This window comes from Vibrio sp. V38_P2S17PM301 (assembly GCF_009904845.1).
GTDB lineage: Bacteria > Pseudomonadota > Gammaproteobacteria > Enterobacterales > Vibrionaceae > Vibrio > Vibrio proteolyticus.
Window position 1 is genome coordinate 31897 of record NZ_WXWO01000042.1, and the last position, 25841, is coordinate 57737.

A 25841-nucleotide genomic window follows, 5' to 3' on the forward strand; every position below is an offset into this window, starting at 1 on the left:
GAAACTCAATCATTCAGGTAGTAACTGACGGTGGAAACCACCCGGACTTTTTTGATATAGGGAGTATTGCTGTCACGGCTGACGATCGAAAACTGTCCTTGCGAAGCGCGCTTGATTTTGCCGAGCGAACTTTGCGAATCACGGGCAAATTTCTGCGCGACTTCACGCGCGTTTTTCGTGGCTTCTTCCACCATGTCAGGCTTGATTTTGTTCAGGCCATTGAAACTGTATTCGATGGGATTGCTGTACGGATCCTGGTTGAACACAATCCCCTGTTTACCCAGTTCCCCCAGTTTAGTGATAGCCTGACGCACTAAGTCCACCTGCTGGCTGTAAACCGTCATGGTTTGAGAAGCGAGATAGCGGAATTCAATACTACTCTCGCCACCGTACTGCTGAGCTTTTTTGTCGATCACCGTCGGTGAAGAGAACGAAATACCGGTTTTGTCGATCCCCTGCAACACCAGGAATGCGTTGATGGCCTGTGACTGTTTGTCGAGGGTAGCGAAAAGTTCAGGCAGATCATTTCCAGCAACGGAAAATTGAATCGGCCAGATGACAGTGTCGGCCGGATACTCCTTTTCGGCCAGCCCTTTAACGGTCACGACACGTTCAAAACCACGGTAACTTAACGCCGTCTGTTGAACAAAGTAGCCCAGTACCGCCAAACCTAAGATCAAGCTGATGCCAAGGATAAGAGCGGTGCGGTTGTCTGTTGCTTTCATAATAGAACTCCTGATTCAGCCTCATCATTTATACAACCGATTCCATAGATGATCCACTGCTCACCCAAGATATGATTTGATGACACTGTGTGCGATCAAAAAACGGGAACCGATCCGGTTCCCGTTATTCCAGAGCAACATTAAGCAAAGGTTCAATTGACTTGTTATTGTGCGTGTACCCGCAAAATCTAAGCTAGCAGGTATACTTTCAGTACGGTATGAAATTAGTACATTTTGTGAGCGATACGTAATTTAAAGGCGCACCGGCCTGGCTGTTACATATTAATTCAGTTTGATATCTCAGGCCGTAACGCATGTTCATCAAATCGTCACTTTTCTATCATGCTTTTCTCATCAAACTGAAGCCTGACTGACATCTAATCGCCATAAGATTCTCTCCAGAGTACATCAAACTGAGGTCATTATGGATATCACCAGCCCTTTTCGTCTGCCAAGGAAAACGCCGTTTGGTTGGGGAGAAAACATCGCTGAATGGGCAACCGGATTGAGCAAGCTCGACAAATTTTACGCTCAGCGGCCAGCCGGTGGCGACACCCAGGCATTCCTGCGTTTTACGCTCGATGTGCTAGGCATCGATTATCAGATCACGCGCGGCAGTCTGGATAAAATCCCCACCTCAGGGGCCACGATTGTGGTTGCCAATCATCCACTTGGTTGCGTCGAAGGTGTGATCCTCGCGGAATTGTTGTTGATGCTCCGCGACGACGTACAGATCCTTGCTAATCAATATCTTAAAACCGTTCCCGAACTGGACAAACTGTTCATTGGTGTGGATGTCTTTGATGGCGAATCCGCCCACCGAGCCAACATGAAAGCGCTGCGCTGCGCCAACAAACACCTTGAACAAGGTGGATTACTGCTGATGTTCCCGGCTGGCGAAGTGTCGCATCTGGTTGACCGCAAAGCCCAGAAACTGGAAGACAAAGAGTGGAGCCGCTCTGTTAGCGCACTGATTCGTAAACACAAAGCCACTACGGTTCCCGTCTTCATTAACGGCCAGAACTCGCAACGCTTTTATATGGCCGGGAAAATCCACCCGTTGCTGCGTACCCTGATGCTCGGACGTGAGCTGCTCAACAAACAATCTCAACCAATCGGGATCGCCGTCGGCGACGCCATCAAGTACAAAGAGGTTAATGGCCTGAGTGATACCCAGGTCGTCAATTACCTGCGCCTGAATACCTACCTGCTCCAGCCCGCCCCGGTGAACAGCACACAAACGGTCGAAGCATCGCCGCCACACCCCGTCGCGCCGGCGTTAGCCACCGAAGCCTGGTTGGAGGATATCCATAATCTCCCAGCGGAACACCACCTGCTGAGCAGCAACGAATTTGACGTTTACTGCACCAGTGCCGCACATATTCCTTCTCTGTTGCATGAGATCGGGCGCCTGCGTGAGCTGAATTTCCGAGCGGTCGGTGAAGGCACCGGACTGGCGCTCGACCTGGATGAATTCGATGAGGATTATCTGCATCTGTTTGTCTGGGATCGCGACAAACGGTGTCTGGTTGGCGCTTATCGCCTCGGTTTGGTTGAACAGGTGTCCGCCAAGCGAGGTCTGGATGGTCTCTACTCACGCACCTTATTCCACTACGATCAGCGGTTTCTGAATAAAATGGGGACGGCGGTTGAAATGGGCCGCTCCGTGGTTGCGGCTGAGTACCAGCGCAGCATGAGTGCCCTATTGCTGCTGTGGAAAGGCATAGCGACATACGTCTCACGCCACCCGAACATTACCCACCTGTTCGGGCCGGTCAGCATCAGTAATGATTACAGTCAGCAAGCCCGTCAACTGCTGGCTCAGACCATGACCTTGCATCATTACGATGCCGACAGTGCCCACTACGTTGAGGCGTCTAACCCACTGCCGAGCCATGCCAGCTCATGGAACACCAGTCTACTGACGGCGCTTGGCGACTTGCAGCTTCTGTCTCGGGTCATTGCCCGCATTGATGACGGCAAAGGCGTCCCTGTACTGCTGCGTCAATATCTGGGTCTGAACGGTAAACTGGTGTGTTTCAATGTCGATCCTGCGTTCAACAATGCGCTCGACGGACTGATTGTGGTTGATCTTCGCACCGTCGCCGAGAAAACACTCGCCCGCTATATGGGACCGCTGGCCGCATCTGAGTATCTCAGCCAGCACGCCCGCTGAACCGCTTAAAGAAAGCCACCCAGTTCGGGTGGCTTGTAACTCGAGTGACGCCAACTTTAGCACCAAGATCGCCAGTTCCCGCCCCACATTCTTCATCAGTATTCTAAGTATCATCAGCATTCTGCTGACCGGTCACTTATATCGGAAACATCGTCTCGCTCAGCGAGGACAACTCTGAAGACAACGCCATCAATACGTTCGAAACGCCGATATGGCGGTTTTAATTCTATCAATGAGCTTTTCACTGGCAGCTTAGCGAAAAAGAAGAGCAAATAAGTGCATATAACTAGAGTATGAATCCGCCGTTTGCGGGTACAATTTGGGCCTATTTTTTGCTCATATTCAGTTGTTATGTCTCTAAAAATGTCAAAGACCCGCAAAGTCTATCAAGCGGGCTATAAACCTCTTACCGACACGGCGCCGGTTCATCGTCATTCAACACCGGTTGAAACCACTCAAACTGAACCTGAATTTGCCTACACTCTTGAGTTTGCGTGCCAAGAGCCGCTGTTTAAACAGTCTGTTGCCCCTAACCTTGAAATGTTGCTTAAATCTTCTTCCGGTCAGCCGGCGATCAAGCAGTGGCGTCAACAGGCAGTTAAGCAGACAACCCACTACGCCTGCAGCATCGAAGTGGAAGAAGCCAAAGCCCTTCAGGTCGGTAAGCATCACGTTGTTCCATTTCAATTAGATAACGTAATACCTCATCCAAAAGACAGCGTGACGATACAAGAGGCCTTTATTCCTCTCCGGCCAGCCATCCAAGTGGGCTCTCAGCTCGGTTTGCCGACCGAAGGTTTTCTCTATCACTTTTTAGACGACAAACTGTTGAACGAATACCGCTTCGGGGGCAATAAAAAATATCGCTTTGTGGCCACCCAAAGTGTGGCGGGTAGCATGAACAGCGCACCGTCCAACGCCAGCGAAACCGATTTTATCCTTGCGTTGTGGAAGCGAAATGGGCAAACCGTTGATAATCAGTATCTGCTTTTTAGCAAAGAGCCATTGGATGACAACGCAGTGGCGTTGGTGGACCATGCCTTTCTTGACGAGCATGGCATACAACTGGATATGGGCGAGTTAATCCCACTTACCGAAGGGCAAGCCAAACGAAAAAAACACATCGTAGCGCCGGGAGAAACGCTGGATCAGGTCGCGGAACAACAAAGCATCACCGTCGAAGATCTGAAAACGCTGAACCCCTATTGGCGCGGCGATGATGCTCAGCCGGAAGCCGGCAGTGTGTTGTATCTCGAACCCGTTAGCCAATATAACCACGGCAAAGACGTCGGCTACCAGAGCAACACCGCCCTGCTGATCCAAGACATATTGTCGATGGGCTCCATCAGCGAACAGGCCACCTTTCCTGTGGTTCGCGTCGCACAATCGAGCCAGAACAGTTTTGCTGCGATCGCGCCGGTCCGATACGCCATCGACAATATCGTCCCTGAAAGTTTAGAGAAAGAGGTGGCTGAAGGTGTCCACCCGATTGAAGACAAACAAAACTTTTCAGGTGGTGTGTTTGTATCGGATAAAGTCCCGTATACGTTACGTCAGTTGCGTGATGGATGGCTGTATACCTTGCACCAGCCCCCTGAAGGTGACGCTTGGCAACTCGAAGAGTATCAGGTGCGTGAGGGCGAATTTTATCGCTGTAAAGGTGATGATGCAGCAGCGCGGCTGGAAGCGGAACCCGAAGCTCCGCAATCCCACCTGATGATCCGAACAGAGTGTCCGTATTATCTGGGGTACGCCAGCCAGCGCTGGACTGATCGCATCGTCGATTTTTATCAAAGTAATGAACAAGCCCGAAATGACTGGCTACGCGACGTCAATGCCGGAACGCACCGCACCCCAATCGATCAGATTGAAACCTGCGTCGCCGATGTGGGCCAGTGCGACTTAACCCAGTTTGACTGGAGCTGCGCTACCACACAGCTCGAAGAAGAGGATCCCACCGGATTAGTCGCACCTCTGGTATCGCGCAACCTCAAAAATTATCAATACCAGGTGCCCAGTCACGCAGCTCATGACCTGGTCGCTCTGGATGATCCCATGGCAGATATCGTCGACCTGTATCTGCGCTTATCGCAGTCGGTGCAGCTCACGATTGAAGACGACGCCGCCCGTCGTCAAACGGTCATTGCGGAAACCATCCGCTCTCTGGTGCGTATTTCTCTGCCAACGGAGAGCATGAGTGTCATTCCCCCGCAAGACTGGATTGAAGTGGAGCAGGACATCGATACTTGCCTGGAATACCACTATTTCCAAACCCAAATGACCCAAGCCAATGCGCCTCGTGGTGACGCAAAAGCGGCCATTTGGGCAGAAGCGGAATCGACAGTACTCGCATACCCGCAAGCCAAAGCCCGCTTAGCAGCAAAAGGCATTGCGCCTGCACTGCTAGAAAAACGTCTGGATGAATACACCCAGCGGCGCAAAGCACATCGTCAGGTTGACTGGAAAGGACTGGATAAGTACTACAAAACCTATATTGAAACCCAAGCCTTGGCGCAAACGGGGATATTGCGTGACGTTCCTATCCTGATCAGCGCTCTGGAAACCTTGGGCAATGATCCGCTCCGCCTGGGGATCGACATCGCTCAGCACGATCATCAGATAACCTTAAATACCCTGCTCGATTGCATCCTGAACGATCTCGATCTCAGCTCGCAATCTTGCCCTGAACTCCATGAGCACATTGATCAACTTATTATTGCCCCTGAAAACTTACTGGGGCTGACAACCAGCTTTTTCTCCAGTGAAATTTACGCTCAAACAGAAAACTTGATCAGCCAGTTGGATTTCTCACAGTTTGCGGAGAACAGCCGAATCCCAATTGGGGGCTTTATGTCCGCCTTTAACGATATTATTGGCTTTGATGACCCGAACTCTCCCCTCTTCACCATGACCAAAGGGTTGCTGGTCTCGCTGGATACCATCATCGAGAACGCCAAAAAAGCGACCGCCGTCAAAGGAGATAAAGCTCTGCATGCCATGCAGATGCTGCGTTTCAGAATTCTAAATCGTGTGATGAAACTTCCCGGTCTTGCAGCCCGAAGAAGCATGGCCATGGCCGTATGGGCGCAGCTCTATCTCAGAGGGGGCAAAGTGCAACTCAATAAATTGTCACACGCAGACAGATTTGGCACCAATATCTATCATCACATGTCAATCGAAGCCGGAGTATTGCAAAAAACCTTAAAAACGCAAATGAAAGGCTCACCAGAGTACGTGAAAACCAGCACAGAACTCAAAGACCTGAACCAGAGGGTCAGCCAGTTTATTGATGAAACCCCACTGGTCTTCGAGGCCTATCAGGACCACCAGGTTGGCAAACATGTGTTTTCCAGCAAAGCGCAAAACCTGTCGCAAAAGTGGGATAACGTAGGCCGTATGGACTTTGTGGTCTCGAGCTTAAACCTGATCAATGTGTTTAATCAGATGATGTCGCTGCAACAGATCGTCGAATCTGTGCCATACCCGGACACTCGCCGCCAGGAGCTGACTCTGGCCTACAGCACCGCCTGGTTTATTAATGCGGTAGGTTCCAACTTAAAAGGGTTGTCGCTAAATAAATTCAATAATGACGTTGAGCTGCTGAAACTATCGCTAAACGAGATAAAATCCGGCCAAGGGACAACCTTAGCGCAAGCTGTTCATGCCGAACAATATATCGCGCGTTCTTTCATTGCGGGTGTGGCCGGCGTCATTGCCGCAGGTCTAGAAGGCTGGCAGAGCATTGAGGACTTTAATCAATCCAAAGACAGCACAGAAAGAACATTACTTGGCGCAAAAACATTCGCGCTGGCTACTCAGGGGGGCAGCTGGGGAATCTTGGCTAGCAGAGCATTAATCTCACGTTTCTCGGGACTAGCCGTTGGTAATGTGCTGCAGGGATGGATGCTGGCAGCCAACTTCTGGGGCGCCGCTCTGTATGGATTAGTTACCGTAATGCTGCTGCTAACGGAAAAAACACCGTTAGAAAAATGGCTAAAACATTCGGTGTGGGGCAAGGAGCCGGATCCAGCTTTGAGCGCTGAAGATGAGTTCTTCAATCTGATTACCTTGATCAATCAGCCGTCAGTACACACTCAGGTACTCAGCCGAAACGTGATCCCGCTGACCTCGCCTTATCACACCACGACACAAGTAGAGATTGAGCAGCGACTAACCTTCACCCTGCCTAATACCTATGCCGGAGACACCATCGCACTGGGCATCGAGGTGAAACCAGCAGGTAAAGCCGCACAACCGTTCAGTGCGCACGAGATTGCGGCTGGTCAATGGCAACAAGACCCGAATGAACCGAGTACTTACTCGTATCAGCTCGCGTTGCCCAGCCCAATTCGTCAAACGGTCAGCTACCACGCGAGCACAGAGCCACCCACAATTCGGCTTTTTGTATTGAAAGATATGGACAACCCTTATCAGATCAACTCGGACGCAACAAGCAGCAGTATTTATCAGACACAGTTTGCCGCCGGTGTTAATGAAACTCAGGAGATGGTAAAACTGGACGCAATCAACCTGAGTCAACACACCATAATTGAAATAGAGGTTCCAAGATAATGTCAACATCAATGGCAGCATTGCCAGAACTTAGTGACGAATACAAACAACAGCAGCAACAAGCGGTGTTGGAAGCAAAAGTGCTGTATCAGTTTGAACTGGTTAAAGAGCCTTTTACAGATTACATCACTATCTGTTGGTGCACAGTCATAGCAGCTATCTTACTCTGGGTTGGGTTCACGGGTGGTTGGATGTATATCTTGTTAATGCTGTTTCTTATGACTCCATTAGGCATATATATTTACTTCGCTAGCAATCCCAACATTCAACAGACGGTCACACTAACCGAAAAAGGCATTATTGTTAGTAACTTAGAACTAGTGCCCGATGCGTGCTTCGCCGCCTTGCGCTATTCCGGCTACGTCGGCGTGGCGATTTCAGTGGTGGCTGTGATTTTTGTGGGGCCGATGGCCTTTGTTGGCGCCGGAGCGGGCCTACTGATGTCGTTTAAAATGGCAGGCGTGGTCAATCGGCCCAAAATGGTGGTGACGCCATTTATAGACGGTATCTCATACCTTGATAAAAAACGCAGAATCGCAACCTATAAAAATAACGTAACCAGCTATTTTCTACTGCCCGATTTAACGCCTTATCAGTTCGATGAAAACACTCACTTTTCAACACGAGGACGGTACGCTTCAGTCTACGATGCCACGCCTGAACAGTACGCGGCATTTACCCAAGCGGTTAACCAAGTTATCGAAACTAAAGAAGTCGAACCTTACTAAAAACCAAATAACAGAACCATCTTAGATCTTAGGAACATCATTTAGTGTCTACATTATTAACCGCATTGCCAGAACTTAGTGATGAATACAAACAACAGCAACAACAAGCGGTGCTGGATTCAGACGTGCTGTATCAGTTTGAACTGGTTAAAGAGCCTTTTACAGACTACATTTCTAACTGTTTAGGTGTTGCATTAGTAGCGTTCTTAATCTGGGTAGGTTCATTAGGAGGCTGGATGTATGTCCTGCTAATGATAGTTCTTATTACTCCAATGGGCGTATATTTCTATTATGCAAGCAACCCCAACATTCAGCAGACGGTCACGCTAACTGAAAAAGGCATTATTGTTAGTAATCTAGAACTAGTGCCCGATGCGTGCTTCGCCGCCTTGCGCTATTCCGGCTATGTTGGTGTGGCGATTTCTGTTATCGCAGTTATTTTTGTGGGGCCGATGGCCTTTGTTGGCGCCGGAGCGGGCCTATTGATGTCGTTTAAAATGGCAGGCGTGGTCAATCGACCTAGAGTGCAAATCAGGCCATTTATCAAGGGGATAGGTTATCTGGAGGAGCGAGGAGAACTCAGGTTTAAGCACGGCCTTACCTCGTACTACTTATCGGCTGATATCGATCCCTATCAATTGAGCGATGAAGCGCATAATGAGATGAGGGTATTCCATGAAGTGGTGTACCATGCCGACTCTGAATCGCAGGCTGATTTTATGAAGGCTTTAAATCAGATTGTTAATACTCGAAAAGTAGCAACGTACCAGCCAAGTTAATGTCGACATCAACGGCAGCATTACCAGAGCTTAGTGACGAATACAAACAACAGCAGCAACAAGCAGTGCTGGATTCAGACGTGCTGTATCAGTTTGAACTGATTAAAGAACCGTTACCTGACTATGGCACCATTACCATCTGGCTAATCGGCGCAGCATTGGCATTATGGGTAGGCACGTTAGGAGACTGGATTCAGTTTGTTATGGTGCTCTTTTTTGTTGGTGCGATGGGCACTTATCTGTACTACGCAGGTAAACCCAACATTCAACAAACAGTCACGCTAACTGAAAAAGGCATTATTGTCAGCGATTTAGAATTAGTACCTGATGCGTGCTTCGCCGCCTTGCGCTATTCCGGCTACGTCGGCGTGGCGATTTCAGTGGTGGCTGTGATTTTTGTGGGGCCAATGGCCTTTGTCGGCGCCGGTGCGGGCCTATTGATGTCGTTTAGAATGGCAGGCGTGGTCAATCGGCCAAAAATGGTGGTGACGCCATTTATAGACGGCATCTCATACCTTGATAAAAAACGCAGAGTCGCAACCTATAAAAATAACGTAACCAGCTATTTTCTACTGCCCGATTTAACGCCTTATCAGTTCGATGAAAACACTCACTTTTCAACACGAGGACGGTACGCTTCCGTCTACGATGCCACGCCCGAACTGCACGCGGCATTTACCCAGGCGGTTAACCAAGTTATCGAAACTAAAGAAGTCGAACCTTACTAAAAAACAAATAACAGAACCATCTTAGATCTTAGGAACATCATTTAGTGGCTACATTATTAACCGCATTGCCAACGCTTAGTGACGAATACAAACAACAGCAGCAACAAGCGGTGCTGGATTCAGATGTGCTGCACCAGTTTGAACTAATTAAAGAGCCTTTTACAGATTACCTTACTATCTGTTTGTGCTCTATCACCGCCGTTATATTGATCTGGATTGGCTCACTGGGTGGCTGGATGTACATCTTGTTAGTGCTATTTCTTATCGCTCCACTAGGTGTATATATTTACTACGCAGGTAACCCCAACATTCAACAAACAGTCACCCTAACCGAAAAAGGCATTATTGTCAGCGATTTAGAATTAGTACCTGATGCGTGCTATGCCGCACTGCGCTATTCCGGCTACGTCGGAGTGGCGATTTCAGTGGTGGCTGTGATGTTTGTGGGGCCGATGGCCTTTGTTGGCGCCGGTGCGGGTCTACTGATGTCGTTTAAAATGGTAGGCGTGGTCAATCGGCCCAAAGTGGAGATCACACCATTTATCGATGGCATCTTATATCTCGACGAAAAGCGCAGCGTCGCAAGTCATAAAAATAATGTGACCACGTACTTTCTAACGCCCGATTTAGCTGCCTATCCGTTCGATGAAAGCACTCGTTTTTCCATGGAAGGACAGTATACCTCTGCCTATGAAGCCACGCCCGAACTGCACGCGGCATTTACCCAGGCGGTTAACCAAGTTATCGAAACTAAAGAAGTTGAGGCTTATTAAACACCGAAAACTCTATCTTTATAAAAAAACCGCCGACTGAATGCTGTCCAGTCGGCGGTTTTATCTAAGGATGGAGGTTTGGCGAGTTACTCCACCGTCACCGCTTTCGCCAGGTTACGAGGCTGATCGACATCGGTGCCCTTAATCAAGGCCACATAGTAAGACAGCAGCTGCATTGGGATGGTGTAGTAGATCGGCGCCGTAATTTCACTCACGTGTGGCATGGTGATGATCTTCATGTTCTCATCCGCTTCAAAACCAGCATCTTTGTCAGCAAACACGTACAACAAGCCGCCACGTGCACGCACTTCTTCGATGTTCGACTTTAGCTTCTCAAGCAGATCGTTGCTCGGTGCGACCACTACCACTGGCATATCGGCATCAATCAATGCCAGAGGGCCGTGTTTCAGCTCCCCTGCGGCGTACGCTTCGGCATGAATGTAAGAGATTTCTTTGAGCTTCAATGATGCTTCCATCGCGATCGGATAGAACTCTCCGCGCCCCAAAAACAGCGTGTGGTGCTTGTCAGCAAAGTCTTCCGCCAACGCTTCAATCTCTTTTTCAAACGACAGGGCAGCATTGATCTGCTGAGGCAGTGCGTGCAGTGCTTCAACAATCTCTTTCTCTTGCGCTTTACCGATCAATTGCTTCTGTTTACCCAGAGCGGTCACCAGCATCAGCAGTGCTGACAACTGAGTAGTGAACGCTTTGGTCGACGCAACACCAATTTCCACCCCAGCACGAGTCATAAACGCAAAGTCAGACTCACGCACCAGAGATGAGCCTGCGACATTACAGATCGTCATCGCCGCCATGTAGCCTTTTTCTTTAGCCAAACGTAGTGCCGCCAGTGTATCGGCCGTTTCGCCCGATTGAGACAACGTGATCAGCAAGCTATTTGGACGAGTAACAAATTTGCGATAACGGAACTCGGAAGCAATCTCCACATCGCAGCTCACGCCCGCCAGAGATTCAAACCAGTAGCGCGCCGTCATACCCGCATTGTAAGAGGTGCCACACGCGACAATCTGAACGTGTTCCACTTTATTGAGGATCTCAACCGCATTAACACCGATGCTCTCTGTGACCACAGAATCGGCGCTGATACGGCCTTCCATCGTGTTGATCAGCGCTGTTGGCTGCTCGTAAATCTCTTTCTGCATGAAGTGACGGAACTGACCTTTATCGCCGGCATCGTGCTCTGCATTGGAATCGGTAATTTCACGCTCAACGGGCTCACCGTTCGCATCAAACACAGTCACTTCGCGGCGGGTAATTTCCGCGACATCCCCTTCTTCGAGGAACATAAAGCGACGGGTGACATTAAGCAGAGCCAGTTGATCCGAAGCCAGGAAGTTTTCGCCAACACCGAAACCAATCACGATCGGGCTGCCAGAACGAGCCACCACTATGCGAGACGGATCTTTACGATCCAGCGCGACGGTGCCGTACGCACCTTCCAGCTGTTTGGCGGTTTTCTGTACCGCTTCCAGCAGGCTGGCTGAGGTACGCAGTTCCCACTCCACCAGGTGGGCAATCACTTCGGTGTCGGTTTGGGATTCAAACACATAGCCACGATCACGCAGCAGGCTGCGCAGTTCTTCGTGGTTTTCGATGATGCCGTTGTGTACGACGGCAATATCCCCGGACATGTGTGGGTGAGCATTCACTTCAGAGGGCTCACCATGTGTCGCCCAACGTGTATGCGCAATACCAGTACCGCCAAGTACCTGCGCTTCTTCCACAGCATCCGCCAGTTCCTGAACTTTGCCCAGGCGACGCACTCGGGTCAGTTGATGGTCGCCATCTACTACGGCAACACCAGCGGAGTCATACCCGCGGTATTCCAAACGGCGTAAACCTTCTACCAGAATTTCAGCGACATCTCGTTGTGCTACTGCACCTACGATTCCACACATGTTTTGTTCTCCGTGTTTGATTTCTTTATCTCCCCAACCGGCAGCAAGCAAAAGCCGGAACGTCGGGGAAACAGGGTAATAGGGTCAGGCGCGGATCACTCGTACGCCATGAGATTCGATTTGTGCTACCTGCTCGTCACTGGCCTGTTTGTCTGTCACCAGCACGTCGATGTTCTGCCAGCCTAATTCCAGATTAGGGATCTTGCGGCCAATTTTCTCGGATTCAATCATCACAATGACTTCACGTGAGACTTCGGCCATCACTTTGCTAAGGCCTACCAACTCATTAAACGTCGTGGTACCGCGCTCCAGATCGATACCATCCGCGCCGATAAACAACTGATCAAAATCGTATGAGCGTAATACCGATTCGGCCACCTGGCCCTGAAAGGACTCTGAGTGCGTATCCCAAGTTCCGCCAGTCATTAATAATGTCGGTTCGTTTTCCAACTCATTAAGCGCATTAGCGACATGCAGTGAGTTGGTCATGACAACCAGACCGCGTTTATGATCGAGTTGCTGAATTAATGCCGCCGTCGTGCTGCCACTGTCGATCACTAAACGATTGTGATCGCGGATCAGTTCTGCGGCGGCTTTGGCCAACTCCACCTTTCGAGTCGAAACATTTTTACTTAATTCCTCGCTTACGACTTCTTTCGGCAATGCAATGGCACCACCATAACGACGCAGTAGCTGGCCATTTTTCTCTAGCGAAGCCAAATCCTTTCTAATCGTGACCTCAGAGGTTTCGAATCGGCTGGATAATTCTTCCACACTGACTTCACCCTTGTCGTTCACTAAGTTTGAAATCGCGTGGCGGCGCAGTTGAGTGTTTCGTTTCGACATTTAATTTTAAATTATAAGTTTCAAATCGAAACAAAGTATAATCAAAGCGAAACTTTTTTGTCCATTTATTTCGATCCAAAAAATTAATATTTCCCGCTAAAACCTTGTCCTAAGACAATTCTTAAACAGTGATATTGCGGCGATTCGGTGGTAGAATTCGCCACCGAAAAGAAAATAAATTACAGAATTGACCGTTATTTTTTTGCAACTTTCCTCATATAAAGTGGGGTTAGTCACAAAACTACCGAATAAATTCCCATCAGCGTGGTCATAAAATGACTAAACTTGATGAAAGACTTTCAGTTCTGGAGTGCTGCGCTGCCGAAGCAAAATCACGCTGACAGGCCCAAAATGTCAGCCCAATCGGCCCCCACTCTGGTGACCAAAACCAAGTTTCAAATTGTAACTATATTTAGCGGAGAGTATCTTCCATGAAAAAGACCAAAATCGTTTGTACGATTGGCCCTAAAACTGAATCTGTAGAGAAACTGACCGAGCTGGTTAACGCAGGCATGAACGTAATGCGTCTGAACTTCTCTCACGGTGACTACGAAGAGCACGGCACTCGTATTGCGAACTTCCGTAAAGTAATGGAAGCAACAGGTAAGCAACTGGCTATCCTGTTGGATACTAAAGGTCCTGAAATCCGCACAATAAAACTGGAAAATGGCGAAGACGTTGATTTGGTTGCAGGCCAGGAATTCACTTTTACTACCGACACCTCTGTGATCGGCAATAAAGACACTGTGGCTGTTACTTACCCTGGTTTCGCGGCTGACCTGTCTGCGGGCAACACCATTCTGGTTGACGATGGCCTGATTGAAATGGAAGTGATTTCAACCACCGACACCGAAGTAAAATGTAAAGTGCTGAACAACGGCGCACTGGGTGAAAACAAAGGTGTGAACCTGCCAGGCGTATCGGTAAATCTGCCAGCACTGGCTGAGAAAGATAAGAACGACCTGAAGTTCGGTTGTGAGCAAGGCGTTGATTTCGTTGCTGCTTCTTTCATCCGCAAAGCCTCTGACGTGAAAGAAATCCGCGAAGTACTGGACGCAAACGGCGGCCAGAACATCCACATCATTTCTAAGATTGAAAACCAGGAAGGTGTTGATAACTTCGACGACATCCTGGAGCTGTCTGACGGTATCATGGTTGCACGTGGTGACCTGGGTGTAGAAATTCCAGCAGAAGAAGTTATCTTCGCGCAGAAGATGATGATCGAGAAATGTAACCGTGCACGTAAGATGGTTATCACTGCGACTCAAATGCTGGATTCCATGATCAAGAACCCACGTCCAACACGTGCAGAAGCCGGTGACGTTGCTAACGCAATCATGGACGGTACTGACGCAGTGATGCTGTCTGGTGAAACCGCGAAAGGTAAATACCCGGTAGAAGCTGTGACCATCATGGCACAAATCGCAAACCGCACTGACTCTGCTCTGAAAGCCGAGCTGGGTTCTCGTCTGGACAGCCCACGACTGCGCATCACTGAAGCTGTATGTAAAGGTGCAGTTGACACCGCTGAGAAACTTGCGGCACCACTGATCGTAGTGGCAACCGAAGGCGGTAAATCAGCACGTTCAGTACGTAAATACTTCCCAACGGCCAACATCCTGGCGTTGACTACCAACAAGAAGACCGCCGCTCAGCTGGTTCTGACAAAAGGTGTAATGCCAGTTGTTGTTGATTCCATCGACAGTACTGACGCATTCTACATCCGTGGTAAAGAGCTGGCGCTGGAGTCAGGCCTGGGTAACAAAGGCGACATCGTAGTGATGGTTTCTGGTGCCTTGGTTGCGTCTGGTACCACCAACACTGCATCGGTTCACGTTCTATAAAACGCGAATAGATACATAACGATACATAAAAGAGGGCTATGGCCCTCTTTTTTTATTTCTCTCTCTTGCTGGCATATTCAGAACGCTATATCATTAAAAATATTTATAAGTACCTCATACCATTAACTTACCGTTTATTTTGAGGAATGCCGGTATGCCCAGCCCGACGTTAGCTGACAAAATCGCAAAAATCATCCGTACGGACATTCTGGCTGGTAAACTGAAACCAGGACAAAAGCTGGTCGTTGCCGATTTAAAGGAGCGTTATTGTGTGGGGGCATCACCGATCCGGGAAGCGCTGGTCCAGCTGTCCTGGTCCAGGTACGTCACACTAGAACCCCAAAAAGGCTGCTGGGTGGCCCCGATCTGCAAAAACGACCTGAGCGACTTATTCGATACTTTGAGTGTGCTATCGCGCATTTTGCTCGCCAAATCGATTCAACACGGCGATGAAAGCTGGGAGCTGGAAGTACTGACCGCTTTCCACCATTTGTCCCGCTTGCAAAACCACAGCGATGAGGACTGGCATTCCCTTGAAGACCGCCGCCAGGTATTTCACCACTCTCTGCTGGATGGTGCGGGCGCGCAGCGGTTGTGTGAGTTTTTCAATCAGACGTTTAATCAGGTTAAACGCTATCAATCGTACGCCATGCATCAGCGTCATTTCACTCCCCGACTCGATATCGACACCCATGAGCGTTTGATGAAATCCGCACTGGCCAAAGACACCGAACAAGCGACCGCTCTGTTTGAGCAACAACTGACTGATCATAAACAGCAGTTGGAGCGCGCGCTCGATCTCGCTTGAACCTCCAGAGCAATCAAACTGTACTTTTACGCCACCTCTTCGCTGCTCAAACAGTACGCGACCTGATTGCGGCCTGACGCTTTGGCGTCATACAGCGCTACATCGGCCCATTTGTAACAACGAGTATTATCGTGAGTCAGATCGGTAAACCCGGCGCTGATGGTGGTGTTAATGCGCGCATCCAGCTCAACCGCAATACGGAGCCTGTTTAATGCGGATTCAGCTTCTTCAAGCGTGGTGTGCGGCATGATCACCGCAAACTCCTCACCACCAATCCGGGCAATAAAGTCGGTTTGACGCAGCGTGTCTGTCATGACCTCTGCAACCGCTCGGATCACTCGATCGCCTTCATCGTGCCCTTTTTGATCATTGATGCGCTTGAAATGATCGATGTCGATCAATGCTAAGCACACCCGATTGCGTTCCGGGTAACGCTCCACCATCAAAGCGTGGCGCTTAAGCTCATTTTCAAACTTACGTCGGTTCCACAACTTGGTCAGTTCATCTTTCTCACTCAGTTCACGTAGCTGAAACTCAAGCGCTTTGCGATCGGAAATATCGACCAGCGAGGTGATGTAATAGCTGATTTTGCCGTTTTCCGACAACACCGCCTGAACCCGCATGATGGCCGTCACCGGCCCTGGTTGATCGTTGATATCGAACTCCACTTCACCTTCCCAGCGGCGCTCTTGACCAACCCGGTCAACAATTTTCAGCATCGACTCCAACCGCTTTTCACCAAACAACACTTTGAGCGCATTGCGGCCCTGCACCTGTTTCTGTGTACGTCCGGTCAGTTTGGTAAACGCATCGTTGGTCATAATGACACTGTGGTGCGCGTCAGAAATCATCACGGCGGACATGCCGCTCAGTGCGGCACGGGCAAGCTGGCTTTCAATGTTACGCCGGTGGTAATGCAACCCTACCGAAGCGATGGGCAGCGCAAAAAACAGCACCATCATCAAGACAAAAATCGCTTCTTGCAATAAGTCGTCAAAGTCACGCGCATGGCGTTGCAGGATCTGTTGCCGATCAACATGCGCCATCAGATACATGCTGTTTCCCGGCACCAGCTCAATCCGACGAAACGCGATGATCCCGCCCTGCTCCCTGGCGTAGCCGTAGGGCTGCTGTTGCATCTTTTGCCACACGGCGGGAAACAGGTTGGCGACATTGTACTGCTGACGCTCGCTCAGGATATGACCAAACAACTTGCTCTTGTTGTCACTCGACAGGTAGTAGCCTTGCTGATTCAGCAATTCCGGATTGAAGTCGCTGTCCGGGGAGTAGTTCATGCGTGAAAATAGATAGCTCACATCCACATTGAGCACCAGATAGCTCATGCGTTTCCCCAATACTGTAACCGGAGAAATCAGACGCAACCCCGGCGTATAGGGCACGACCAATTCCCCGTCGTGGGTTTCCAGATCAATCCCCCAAAGCGCCACCTCACCGGCTTCCAGCGACTGAGCATATTTGAAGTAATCACGGGAGGCTTTATTCTGAAGTGCATTGCGCACAAAAGAATGTCCGGGGTTGCGGGTGTAGCCCACATCGATCAGCTCTTTTCCGGCTCGACTGATGTAGCGAATCTGCTTATACCATTTCTGACTGGTGGCCACCGACTCCCAAATATTCTCCAGCACCTGGCGGTGCTCAGTATTGGGTAAAATCGCGTAATCAAACATGCTTTGACTGTTGGCCAGCAGTTTGACCGTCGAGCGCAACTGCCCTTTGAGGGTGTCGTATTCCCGTTCACTGTACGTCAGTTGATTGAGGGCGTCCTGGGCGGTTTTTTCCACCACGCTGTGTTGCAGTGTCAGGTAACGATGATAGTAGTAGGCGGAAACAATGACGGCGAAAACAAAACACGTCACCAGCAAATAGGCTGCGATTTTGGTGTACTTCATTACGCTATCGTCTCTTCCAGCAAAAACGGAAAAGATTATACTACTTGGAATCGGTGTCTAAATTAAACCCACTATCAATCGTCAAAACTGATAGTGGGTTCTCATTCCAGCAAAAACTGTAGGGTTAAATCGTACCCGGTAAGAAGTTAATCTTTTAATTTATAAATTACGTCGACACGGTCATGGATCACCAGTGTCGAGTCTTGGTACGAGTTCGATTCTTTGCGCGCGGAATCCATCGCCATTGAGCGCATCAGCACAGGCTGGACATTCGGCGTGTTGTAATCGATGCGCCAGATATCACCAAGTTTTTTATCAAAGCCCTGCGCCAAAGACGCGGCTTTGTTCATGGCATCTTTAATCGCCGCCTGACGCGCCTGAGCCTGATATTTGCTCTCATCGCGCACTTTGAGTTTGATCTGATCCACTTGGTTAACGCCGTCACTCAGTGCCAGATCCAAATATTGATTTAAATTGGCCAGATCATCGACGGTCACGGTGATATTGCGCGACGCTCGATAGCCCACCAACTCCGGCTTACCCGATTTTGGATAGTGGTACTGAGGTGCGAGATACAGATTCGAGCTGCTGATGCTCTCGGGCTTCACCCCCAGATCGGCGAGACTTTTGAGATAGCTGTCGACCGTTTTATCGACTGCCTGCTTCGCCTGCTCTGCGGTCATAGTGGACTCCACCACTCGCACCGAAAACTCGGCCATGTCCGGTTTGGCTACAATTTCTCCATAACCTGTGGTCACCAGATGGGGAAAGCTTGGCGCTTCCGCCAACGCTACCGCACTGAACAATCCGGAGATCACAAGTACAAAGCGAGATACCATCTTCATAGTTATACGTTCACCTTATCTAACTGATTCCCATACATCATAGTTTTTTACTCCGGATTGACTAGCTTTTAAACGACGATCTGACACAACTTTGACCGACGTCTATCTGGGTAAAATCTGCGCTGCGTAGCCGGTGATCGCTTCCGAGATGGTTTGCAGGATCCCGGTTTCCAGTTGCCAGTGATGCCAGTAAATCCGGTAAGGGATCAAAAAGCCCGGGATCAAATCCACCAGCGCGCCGCTTTGCAACTCATCCAGAATCTGCAATTTGGGGATCAGGCAATACGCCGCCCCGGACAACGCCAGTTTCACAAACGCTTCTGAGCTGGCCACTCTATGGTTGGTGACGCAATCTGGCGACAAATTAAAGTGCTGGTTGAGAAACTGATGATGCAGATCGTCGTGCTGATCAAACGACACCGCCGGCGCCCGGCGTAACGTCTCCCGATTCACCCCCGCTTGAAAGTAGCGATGACAGAATTCCGGACTGGCGACGCACACATAGTCCATCCGGCCAAGGTACACCGCATTGCAACCCGGCAACGCGTTTGCTTCCAGACTGATGGCCCCTGTTACTTCGCCATTTTTCAGCTTTTCAATGGTGCGGGCTTCACCATGCACCACCAGATGCAACTCGACATGACGCTGTTTCATCACTGGCGACAGTGCCGGTAGCAACCAGGTCGCCAGACTGTCTGCATTGGTTGCAATCGACACAGGTAGCGGCCGCTCATGCTCCTGATTGGTCAATTCCGGCATCAGTTCACTCTCTAACAACTGGATGCGATGATAGAGGCCAAGCAGCTTTTTTCCCACCGGCGTGGCTCTTGGCGGCTGCTCGCGAATCAACACTGGCTGAGCGAGAAACTTTTCCAGTTGCTTAAGACGCTGTGAGACCGCCGATTGCGAGATATACAGACTATCGGCAGCTCGCTCAAAGCTGCCCTGCGTGATCACCGACTCTAACGCTTCTATCCATTTGTAATCCAACCCGCGCATGGCCCTGCTCCCATAAAATTAGACAAACTTATAATAGATTAAAATCATTAATTATACTTATAAAGATATCCGGTTTAAGGTGGCAGGCATTCACAACAAAGACCATGATGAAAGGAGAAAAAAGTGAATTTTTGGTTGATGTTACAAGGGTTTGGCTTAGGAGCAACCATGATTATTCCTATCGGCGCGCAAAATGCGTATGTGCTCAATCAAGGGATTAATCGCCACCATCATTTGACCACAGCCACCGTTTGTAGCGTACTGGACATGTTCTTTATTTCTCTCGGTATATTCGGTGGTGGTGCCTTGTTATCGCAGAATGAAACCCTGCTGACTCTGGTGACGCTCGGCGGCATTGCGTTTCTTACCCTCTATGCCGGCTTGTCACTAAAAAGTGCTTTCAGTTCAGGCGGCAACGATACGAGCCCGTCGGAAGCGATGGCCAGAGGACGGCGCACCGTCATTCTCGGCGCTCTGGCAGTAACGGTGTTAAATCCGCACCTCTATCTCGATACCGTGGTGATTCTCGGCTCAATCGGCGGACAATTTGCAGGGCATGATCGAATCGCGTTTGCGCTTGGCACCATCATCGCGTCGTTTGTCTGGTTCTACAGCCTGTCGATCGGTGCCGCCAAACTCGGGCCGACATTATCAAAACCGCGAGTGAAGCAAGGAATTGATCTGGCGGTGGCGGGTATGATGCTGCTTATCGCCGCCTCACTCAGCCAAGAGTTGATTACGCAATATTGGGGTTAATATGTCATCACTGGAAAAGATCTATCAAAGCAACGTTGGTTTGCTGACACAGCTCAACATCCGATATGCACAATGGCAGCATGAACCCATTCTGGACTTTGTCACGGATGAGCGGGTAGCCAGAGAATTGGGCTGGAGTGGCACGCACAGCAAAAGCCTGTTTCTTAAACTTAAAGGCGGTGATTACGCCTTGTATCTGACCGACAAAGACTCGCGACTCGACACCAAAGCCATCAAGGCCGCAACGGGCAAGCGTCCATCCATCTGCAGCGATGACGAAATGACCCGCGAGCTCGGCTGTGTGCCTGGTGCTGTGTGTCCATTTGGGATGCCAGAACAGGTCAGCGTGATCGTCGATACCCGTCTCTACCAGCATCCGCAGGTGCTTTATACCCCCGGCTATCCGGACATGACCTTTGGCATTTCCGGTGCCGAACTGGCCAACGTCTTACAGGCGCTGCCAAACCCACTGTATGAAATATAACGTGTGCTAAAGAGATAAAAAAAGCGAGGCCGGAGCCTCGCTTTTTAATGCATCGTCTATTTAGTCGACTTTGTTCAGATGAACGTCCATTTGCGGGAATGGAATTTCGATACCGTTTTCGTCCAGCGCTTCTTTCATCGCTTGAGTCAGGTCCCAGTACACTGCCCAGTAATCTGCGCTGTTTACCCAAGGACGTACTACCAGATTCACGGAAGAATCCGCCAGCGCATGCACAGAGACATTCACTGCGGGATCTTTCAGAACGCGAGGGTCACTTTCAACCACTTCACGCAGCACTTGTTTGGTCTTTTTCAGGTCCGCGTTGTAAGACACACCAATCAGGAAATCAACACGACGAGTGTCGTAGCGAGAATAGTTGGTGATTGCACCACCAATAACGGCAGAGTTTGGCAGAACAATCATCTTGTTGTCTGGTGTTTTGAGGATCGTTTGGAAAATCTGGATAGAATCCACCGAGCCCGCCACACCAGCGACTTCAACGTAGTCGCCAGATTTAAACGGACGGAAAGCGACAATCAGTACGCCCGCCGCAAAGTTAGACAAGGAACCTTGCAGGGCCAGACCAACGGCCAGACCTGCCGCACCGATAACCGCAACCACGGAAGCAGTTTGTACGCCAACACGACCCAATGCCGCGATCAGTACGATCACAAATAGCAGGTAACGAACCAGGCCATGTACAAACTCGACAACAGCCGGATCCATGTCTTTTTTCTTCAGGACTTTAGAGACACTGCCCGCCACTGCTTTCACAATCAGGTTACCGATAAACAGGATCAGCAGTGCAGAAATGATATTAACTCCGTACTGGATCAGCAGATCAGAGTTATTTGTCAGCCATGATTCAGCACTTGCCAAACCATCAATAAGTGGAGTTTGAACCTCCGCAGATTCCCCTGCCATATACGTATCCTCTAACAATAGAATTTTTATTAAATGTGCTGCAATACACCCAGGGAATGGGCGAGCAAATGATCAGTTTGCCAAACATGCGTCAGAATTTTGGCACGATATCTTAAAAGTGACGTTTTGCAAAGTAAGAATTTTGCAAAGAGTTGTAAATCAAGACATTTCGACCGAGTCTAGTTCGCACGTGTTACAAGAGTAAGAAATGTTTTTCCATTTCGCCATAGCGTGGCGAGCTTTAAGTGTGATTTTTTGCATATTTGGTATATCACAGGCACAAAAAAGCCCGCGTTACCGCGGGCTTTGAATGCGTTAAGTCAACGCCTTACAGTACGTCAACCGCGTTAAGGTCTGCGAACGCTTGCTCCAGACGCTTAACCATAGACGCCTGACCCGCACGCAGCCATACGCGTGGATCGTAGTATTTCTTGTTTGGCGCATCTTCACCGGTTGGGTTACCGATTTGGCCTTGCAGGTAATCGTGGTTGTCCGCTTCGTACTGACGGATACCATCCCAAGTTGCCCACTGAGTATCAGTGTCGATGTTCATTTTGATAACACCGTAAGAGATAGACTCACGGATCTCTTCCAAAGAAGAGCCTGAACCACCGTGGAACACGAAGTTCAGAGAGTTCGCTGGCAGACCGAATTTCTCAGAAACGTACGCTTGAGAATCACGCAGGATAGTTGGAGTCAGAACCACGTTACCTGGCTTGTAAACGCCGTGAACGTTACCGAAAGACGCTGCGATAGTGAAACGGTGGCTGATCGCGTTCAGTTTCTCGTACGCGTAAGCTACGTCTTCTGGAGAAGTGTACAGCTCAGACGCGTCCATGTGAGAGTTGTCTACGCCGTCTTCTTCACCACCAGTACAACCCAGTTCGATTTCCAGAGTCATGTTCATTTTCGCCATGCGCTCTAGGTACTTAGCTGAGATCTCGATGTTTTCTTCCAGAGACTCTTCAGACAGGTCGATCATGTGAGAAGAGAACAGTGGCTTACCAGTTTGCGCGAAGTACTCTTCACCAGCATCCAGCAGGCCGTCGATCCAAGGCAGCAGTTTCTTCGCTGCGTGGTCAGTGTGCAGGATAACAGGCACGCCGTAAGCTTCAGCCACAGTATGAACGAATTTTGCACCCGCTACTGCACCCAGAATTTGTGCTTCTTGACCTTCAAGTTTTAGACCTTTACCAGCGAAGAAAGCTGCGCCACCGTTAGAGAACTGAACGATAACTGGTGCTTTAACTTTCGCTGCTGCTTCTAGTACTGCGTTTACAGAGTCAGTACCTACACAGTTAACCGCTGGAAGTGCAAAGTTGTTCTCTTTAGCAACTTCAAATACTTTCTGAACGTCATCACCAGAGATAACACCTGGTTTTACGAAGTCGAAGATCTTAGACATGGATAGAGTCCTATTTATCTGTCGTTTTAAAAATAAAACTTGTTAAGTTTAAATTCTTGCAAACGTTTGCTCACAACTAGGGCTATTCTAGCAGAGAAGCCCCCTGCGTGCAGCAAACAAGAAAGCGGGAGATTTCCCCCGCTTTCATTGATTCATTACGCTTTAGCGCGTGCTTCCAGCATTTCTACTGCTGGCAGTACTTTACCTTCAACAAACTCAAGGAACGCACCGCCACCAGTCGAGATGTAAGACACGTCCGCTTTGATGCCGAACTTGTCAATCGCAGCCAGCGTGTCACCGCCACCAGCAACAGAGAAACCTTCAGAAGCGGCGATCGCTTCAGAAATGCCTTTGGTACCGGCTTCGAAGTTCTTGAACTCGAATACGCCAACCGGGCCATTCCACAGAATGGTTTTCGCACCTTTCAGGATTTCAGCCAAAGCGGCGGTTGAGTCTGGGCCAAGGTCGAAGATCATGTCGTCGTCTTGCACTTCAGAAACGTGTTTGATTTCAGCTTCTGCGTTTTCATCGAACGCTTTGGCACACGCTACGTCAGTGGCAACTGGAATGGCACACTCTTCCATCAGTTTCTTCGCGGTATCCACCAGGTCGGCTTCGTACAGAGACTTACCAACGTTGTGGCCGGCAGCGGCAATGAACGTGTTGGCGATACCACCGCCAACAACCAGTTGGTCAGCGATTTTAGACAGTGACTCAAGCACCGTCAGTTTGGTTGACACTTTAGAGCCACCAACGATAGCCACCATTGGGCGTGCTGGGTTGTCCATCGCTTTGCCCAGTGCATCCAGTTCGTTCGCCAGCAGAGGACCTGCACAAGCAATAGGCGCAAACATACCGACACCGTGAGTCGATGCCTGAGCGCGGTGAGCCGTACCGAATGCATCCATCACAAATACGTCACACAGGGCTGCGTATTTCTTAGACAGCTCTTCTTCGTTTTTCTTTTCGCCTTTGTTGAAGCGAACGTTTTCCAGAACGACCAGTTCACCCGCGTTCAGTTCCAGACCATCCAGATAGTCTTTCGCCAGTTTCACGTCGCAGTTCAGAGCGTCGTTCAGGTAGTTCACAACAGGCTGTAGAGAGAACTCTTCTGCGTATTCACCTTCCGTTGGGCGACCCAGGTGAGACGTCACCATTACTTTCGCGCCCGCTTCCAGACAGTGCTTGATCGTTGGCAGTGATGCGATGATACGAGCATCTGACGTCACTTTGCCTTCTTTTACTGGCACGTTTAGATCAGCACGGATGAATACGCGTTTACCTGCAAGATCCAGGTCAGTCATCTTGATTACAGACATGTTGTGTCCTCTCAAATAATAAATAATTAAAGTTTTTGGAAAGCCCGGCCACCCTGCCGAACTTGTAAATTCTTCAAACTACTTTTGATATGGAGATACGGCTTATTTATTTCAAGGTTAAAAATAAATATTTCTCCACGCCTCAGTCACTCGGATTTTCTGAGGCCTGCATTGCGAGCGCTGTGTCCAGCATGCGGTTCGCAAAGCCCCATTCGTTATCACACCAGACCAGCATTTTCACCAGTCGGCCATTACTGACCCGGGTCTGGGTACCGTCGACGATCGCGCTGTGCGGATCATGGTTAAAATCGATGGAAACAAGCGGAGCTTCAGTATAGTCAACAATGCCGTGTAATGTACACTGAGAAGCGTCAACTATGGTTTGATTTACGTCATTAACTTTCACATTTGTATTAATTGTGACGCTTAAATCCATGGCAGTGACATTGACTGTGGGCACCCGCACCGAAATAGCCTCAAACTTGTTGGAAAATTTCGGGAAGATTCTTTCAATTCCTTTATGCAACTTGGTGTCTACAGGAATAATGGACTGGCTGGCTGCCCGGGTACGGCGTAAGTCGGTATGGTATGCATCAATGACCTGCTGATCATTCATGGACGAGTGAATCGTGGTGATGGTCCCGGAATCAATGCCAAACGCGTCATCGAGCGCTTTGATGATGGGGACAATGCAGTTGGTGGTACAAGATCCAGCGGACACCACTTTGTGCGTCGCTTGCAGCGTATCGTGGTTCACCCCATAGATAATGGTGTTGTCGAGATCGCTGGCGCCCGGATGGGAAAACAACACCTTACGCGCACCAGCGGCAATATGGGCCTGACCATCCGCTTGAGCGCCGAAGACGCCGGTACAGTCGAGGACAATGTCGACGTCAAGATCACGCCACGGCAACAGTTCAATATCGCTCAGGTGCAGAATGCGGATCGAATCGAATTCACCACTGTCATGATGAACATAGATGTGTTCCTGATCATTGGAAATTTTCTTGCCGAAACGGCCGTGGCTGGTGTCATACTGAAGCAGATGCGCCATCGCGTCGGGTTGCGCCAGTTCATTCACGGCGACCACTTTTATCTGCTGACTCTTACCGCTTTCGTACACCGCACGCAACACGTTGCGACCGATGCGCCCAAATCCATTGATCGCTATTTTCAGCATCACTTCCATCGCTCTACATCATTTTCGTGCCCCAGATACTAACCGATACCAGACCAAAGCGCATCCGTTGAATGAGTGAACAGACCAACGCAAAACAGGCCGGAATACATTCCGGCCTGTG

General features: G+C 49.6%; 20 protein-coding genes. 10 read left to right on the forward strand and 10 right to left on the reverse strand.

Annotation, left to right across the window (positions count from 1 at the left end; all coding sequences use genetic code 11):
- Nucleotides 1-5 precede the first annotated feature (5 nt).
- Nucleotides 6-725, reverse strand: coding sequence for an SIMPL domain-containing protein (locus tag CAG64_RS09515; RefSeq protein ID WP_161488582.1), 720 nt, complete (start codon nt 723-725; stop codon nt 6-8).
- Between the two features lie 424 nt (nt 726-1149).
- On the opposite strand from CAG64_RS09515, the gene CAG64_RS09520 reads away from it, so the two are divergent.
- From CAG64_RS09520 to CAG64_RS09545, 6 genes are all read left to right on the forward strand, one after another.
- Nucleotides 1150-2901 carry a lysophospholipid acyltransferase family protein gene (locus CAG64_RS09520; protein WP_161488581.1) on the forward strand — a complete coding sequence of 584 codons (1752 nt, stop codon included), beginning with the start codon at nt 1150-1152 and terminating at the stop codon, nt 2899-2901.
- Nucleotides 2902-3264: 363 nt separating this feature from the next.
- Nucleotides 3265-7473: a LysM peptidoglycan-binding domain-containing protein gene (locus tag CAG64_RS09525; protein ID WP_161488580.1), complete on the forward strand. Its 4209-nt coding sequence runs from the start codon at nt 3265-3267 to the stop codon at nt 7471-7473.
- Nucleotides 7473-8201: a hypothetical protein gene (locus CAG64_RS09530; protein WP_161488579.1), complete on the forward strand. Its 729-nt coding sequence runs from the start codon at nt 7473-7475 to the stop codon at nt 8199-8201. The genes CAG64_RS09525 and CAG64_RS09530 overlap by 1 nt, the downstream gene beginning before the upstream one ends.
- A gap of 44 nt (nt 8202-8245) precedes the next feature.
- Entirely contained in the window at nt 8246-8980 is a 735-nt protein-coding gene (locus CAG64_RS09535; RefSeq protein WP_161488578.1) for a hypothetical protein, read from the forward strand.
- On the forward strand, nt 8980-9708 hold the full coding sequence (locus CAG64_RS09540; protein ID WP_161488577.1) for a hypothetical protein: 729 nt from the start codon (nt 8980-8982) through the stop codon (nt 9706-9708). The genes CAG64_RS09535 and CAG64_RS09540 overlap by 1 nt, the downstream gene beginning before the upstream one ends.
- 44 nt (nt 9709-9752) lie before the next feature.
- Nucleotides 9753-10481 carry a hypothetical protein gene (locus CAG64_RS09545; RefSeq protein WP_161488576.1) on the forward strand — a complete coding sequence of 243 codons (729 nt, stop codon included), beginning with the start codon at nt 9753-9755 and terminating at the stop codon, nt 10479-10481.
- 86 nt (nt 10482-10567) lie between these two features.
- Here CAG64_RS09545 and glmS read toward each other — a convergent pair whose 3' ends face one another.
- The gene (glmS, locus tag CAG64_RS09550) at nt 10568-12400 is read right to left on the reverse strand and encodes a glutamine--fructose-6-phosphate transaminase (isomerizing) (protein ID WP_161488575.1); all 1833 of its coding nucleotides are present in this window, start codon (nt 12398-12400) and stop codon (nt 10568-10570) included.
- 84 nt (nt 12401-12484) lie between these two features.
- Entirely contained in the window at nt 12485-13246 is a 762-nt protein-coding gene (locus CAG64_RS09555) for a DeoR/GlpR family DNA-binding transcription regulator (RefSeq protein WP_021707331.1), read from the reverse strand.
- Nucleotides 13247-13677: 431 nt separating this feature from the next.
- On the opposite strand from CAG64_RS09555, the gene pykF reads away from it, so the two are divergent.
- Together pykF and CAG64_RS09565 are read left to right on the forward strand one after the other, a co-directional pair.
- Nucleotides 13678-15090, forward strand: a complete 1413-nt coding sequence (gene pykF / locus CAG64_RS09560) for a pyruvate kinase PykF (protein WP_021707330.1) — start codon at nt 13678-13680, stop codon at nt 15088-15090.
- 154 nt (nt 15091-15244) lie between these two features.
- The gene (locus CAG64_RS09565; RefSeq protein ID WP_161488574.1) at nt 15245-15898 is read left to right on the forward strand and encodes a GntR family transcriptional regulator; all 654 of its coding nucleotides are present in this window, start codon (nt 15245-15247) and stop codon (nt 15896-15898) included.
- Nucleotides 15899-15924: 26 nt separating this feature from the next.
- Here the strand turns inward: CAG64_RS09565 and CAG64_RS09570 are convergent, their stop codons facing one another.
- From CAG64_RS09570 to CAG64_RS09580, 3 genes are all read right to left on the reverse strand, one after another.
- Nucleotides 15925-17808: a sensor domain-containing diguanylate cyclase gene (locus tag CAG64_RS09570; RefSeq protein ID WP_161488573.1), complete on the reverse strand. Its 1884-nt coding sequence runs from the start codon at nt 17806-17808 to the stop codon at nt 15925-15927.
- Nucleotides 17809-17954: 146 nt separating this feature from the next.
- On the reverse strand, nt 17955-18653 hold the full coding sequence (locus tag CAG64_RS09575) for an oxidative stress defense protein (protein WP_161488572.1): 699 nt from the start codon (nt 18651-18653) through the stop codon (nt 17955-17957).
- Nucleotides 18654-18755: 102 nt separating this feature from the next.
- A complete protein-coding gene (locus CAG64_RS09580) occupies nt 18756-19652 on the reverse strand; it encodes a LysR family transcriptional regulator ArgP (RefSeq protein ID WP_161451906.1) in 897 nt (298 codons plus the stop codon).
- Nucleotides 19653-19775: 123 nt separating this feature from the next.
- Between CAG64_RS09580 and CAG64_RS09585 the strand changes: the two genes are divergently transcribed.
- Nucleotides 19776-20408, forward strand: a complete 633-nt coding sequence (locus CAG64_RS09585; RefSeq protein WP_021707325.1) for a LysE/ArgO family amino acid transporter — start codon at nt 19776-19778, stop codon at nt 20406-20408.
- Nucleotide 20409: 1 nt separating this feature from the next.
- Nucleotides 20410-20892 (forward strand): YbaK/EbsC family protein, encoded by a 483-nt coding sequence (locus tag CAG64_RS09590; protein WP_161488571.1) that lies wholly within the window; start codon nt 20410-20412, stop codon nt 20890-20892.
- Nucleotides 20893-20952: 60 nt separating this feature from the next.
- Here CAG64_RS09590 and mscS read toward each other — a convergent pair whose 3' ends face one another.
- The 4 genes from mscS to epd form a co-directional block, all read right to left on the reverse strand.
- Nucleotides 20953-21816, reverse strand: a complete 864-nt coding sequence (gene mscS / locus CAG64_RS09595; RefSeq protein WP_161488570.1) for a small-conductance mechanosensitive channel MscS — start codon at nt 21814-21816, stop codon at nt 20953-20955.
- 328 nt (nt 21817-22144) lie between these two features.
- Entirely contained in the window at nt 22145-23221 is a 1077-nt protein-coding gene (gene fbaA / locus CAG64_RS09600) for a class II fructose-bisphosphate aldolase (protein WP_161488569.1), read from the reverse strand.
- A 155-nt stretch (nt 23222-23376) separates the two neighbouring features.
- Entirely contained in the window at nt 23377-24540 is a 1164-nt protein-coding gene (locus CAG64_RS09605; protein ID WP_161488568.1) for a phosphoglycerate kinase, read from the reverse strand.
- Nucleotides 24541-24682: 142 nt separating this feature from the next.
- Nucleotides 24683-25720 carry an erythrose-4-phosphate dehydrogenase gene (gene epd, locus CAG64_RS09610; protein ID WP_161488612.1) on the reverse strand — a complete coding sequence of 346 codons (1038 nt, stop codon included), beginning with the start codon at nt 25718-25720 and terminating at the stop codon, nt 24683-24685.
- Nucleotides 25721-25841 lie beyond the last annotated feature (121 nt).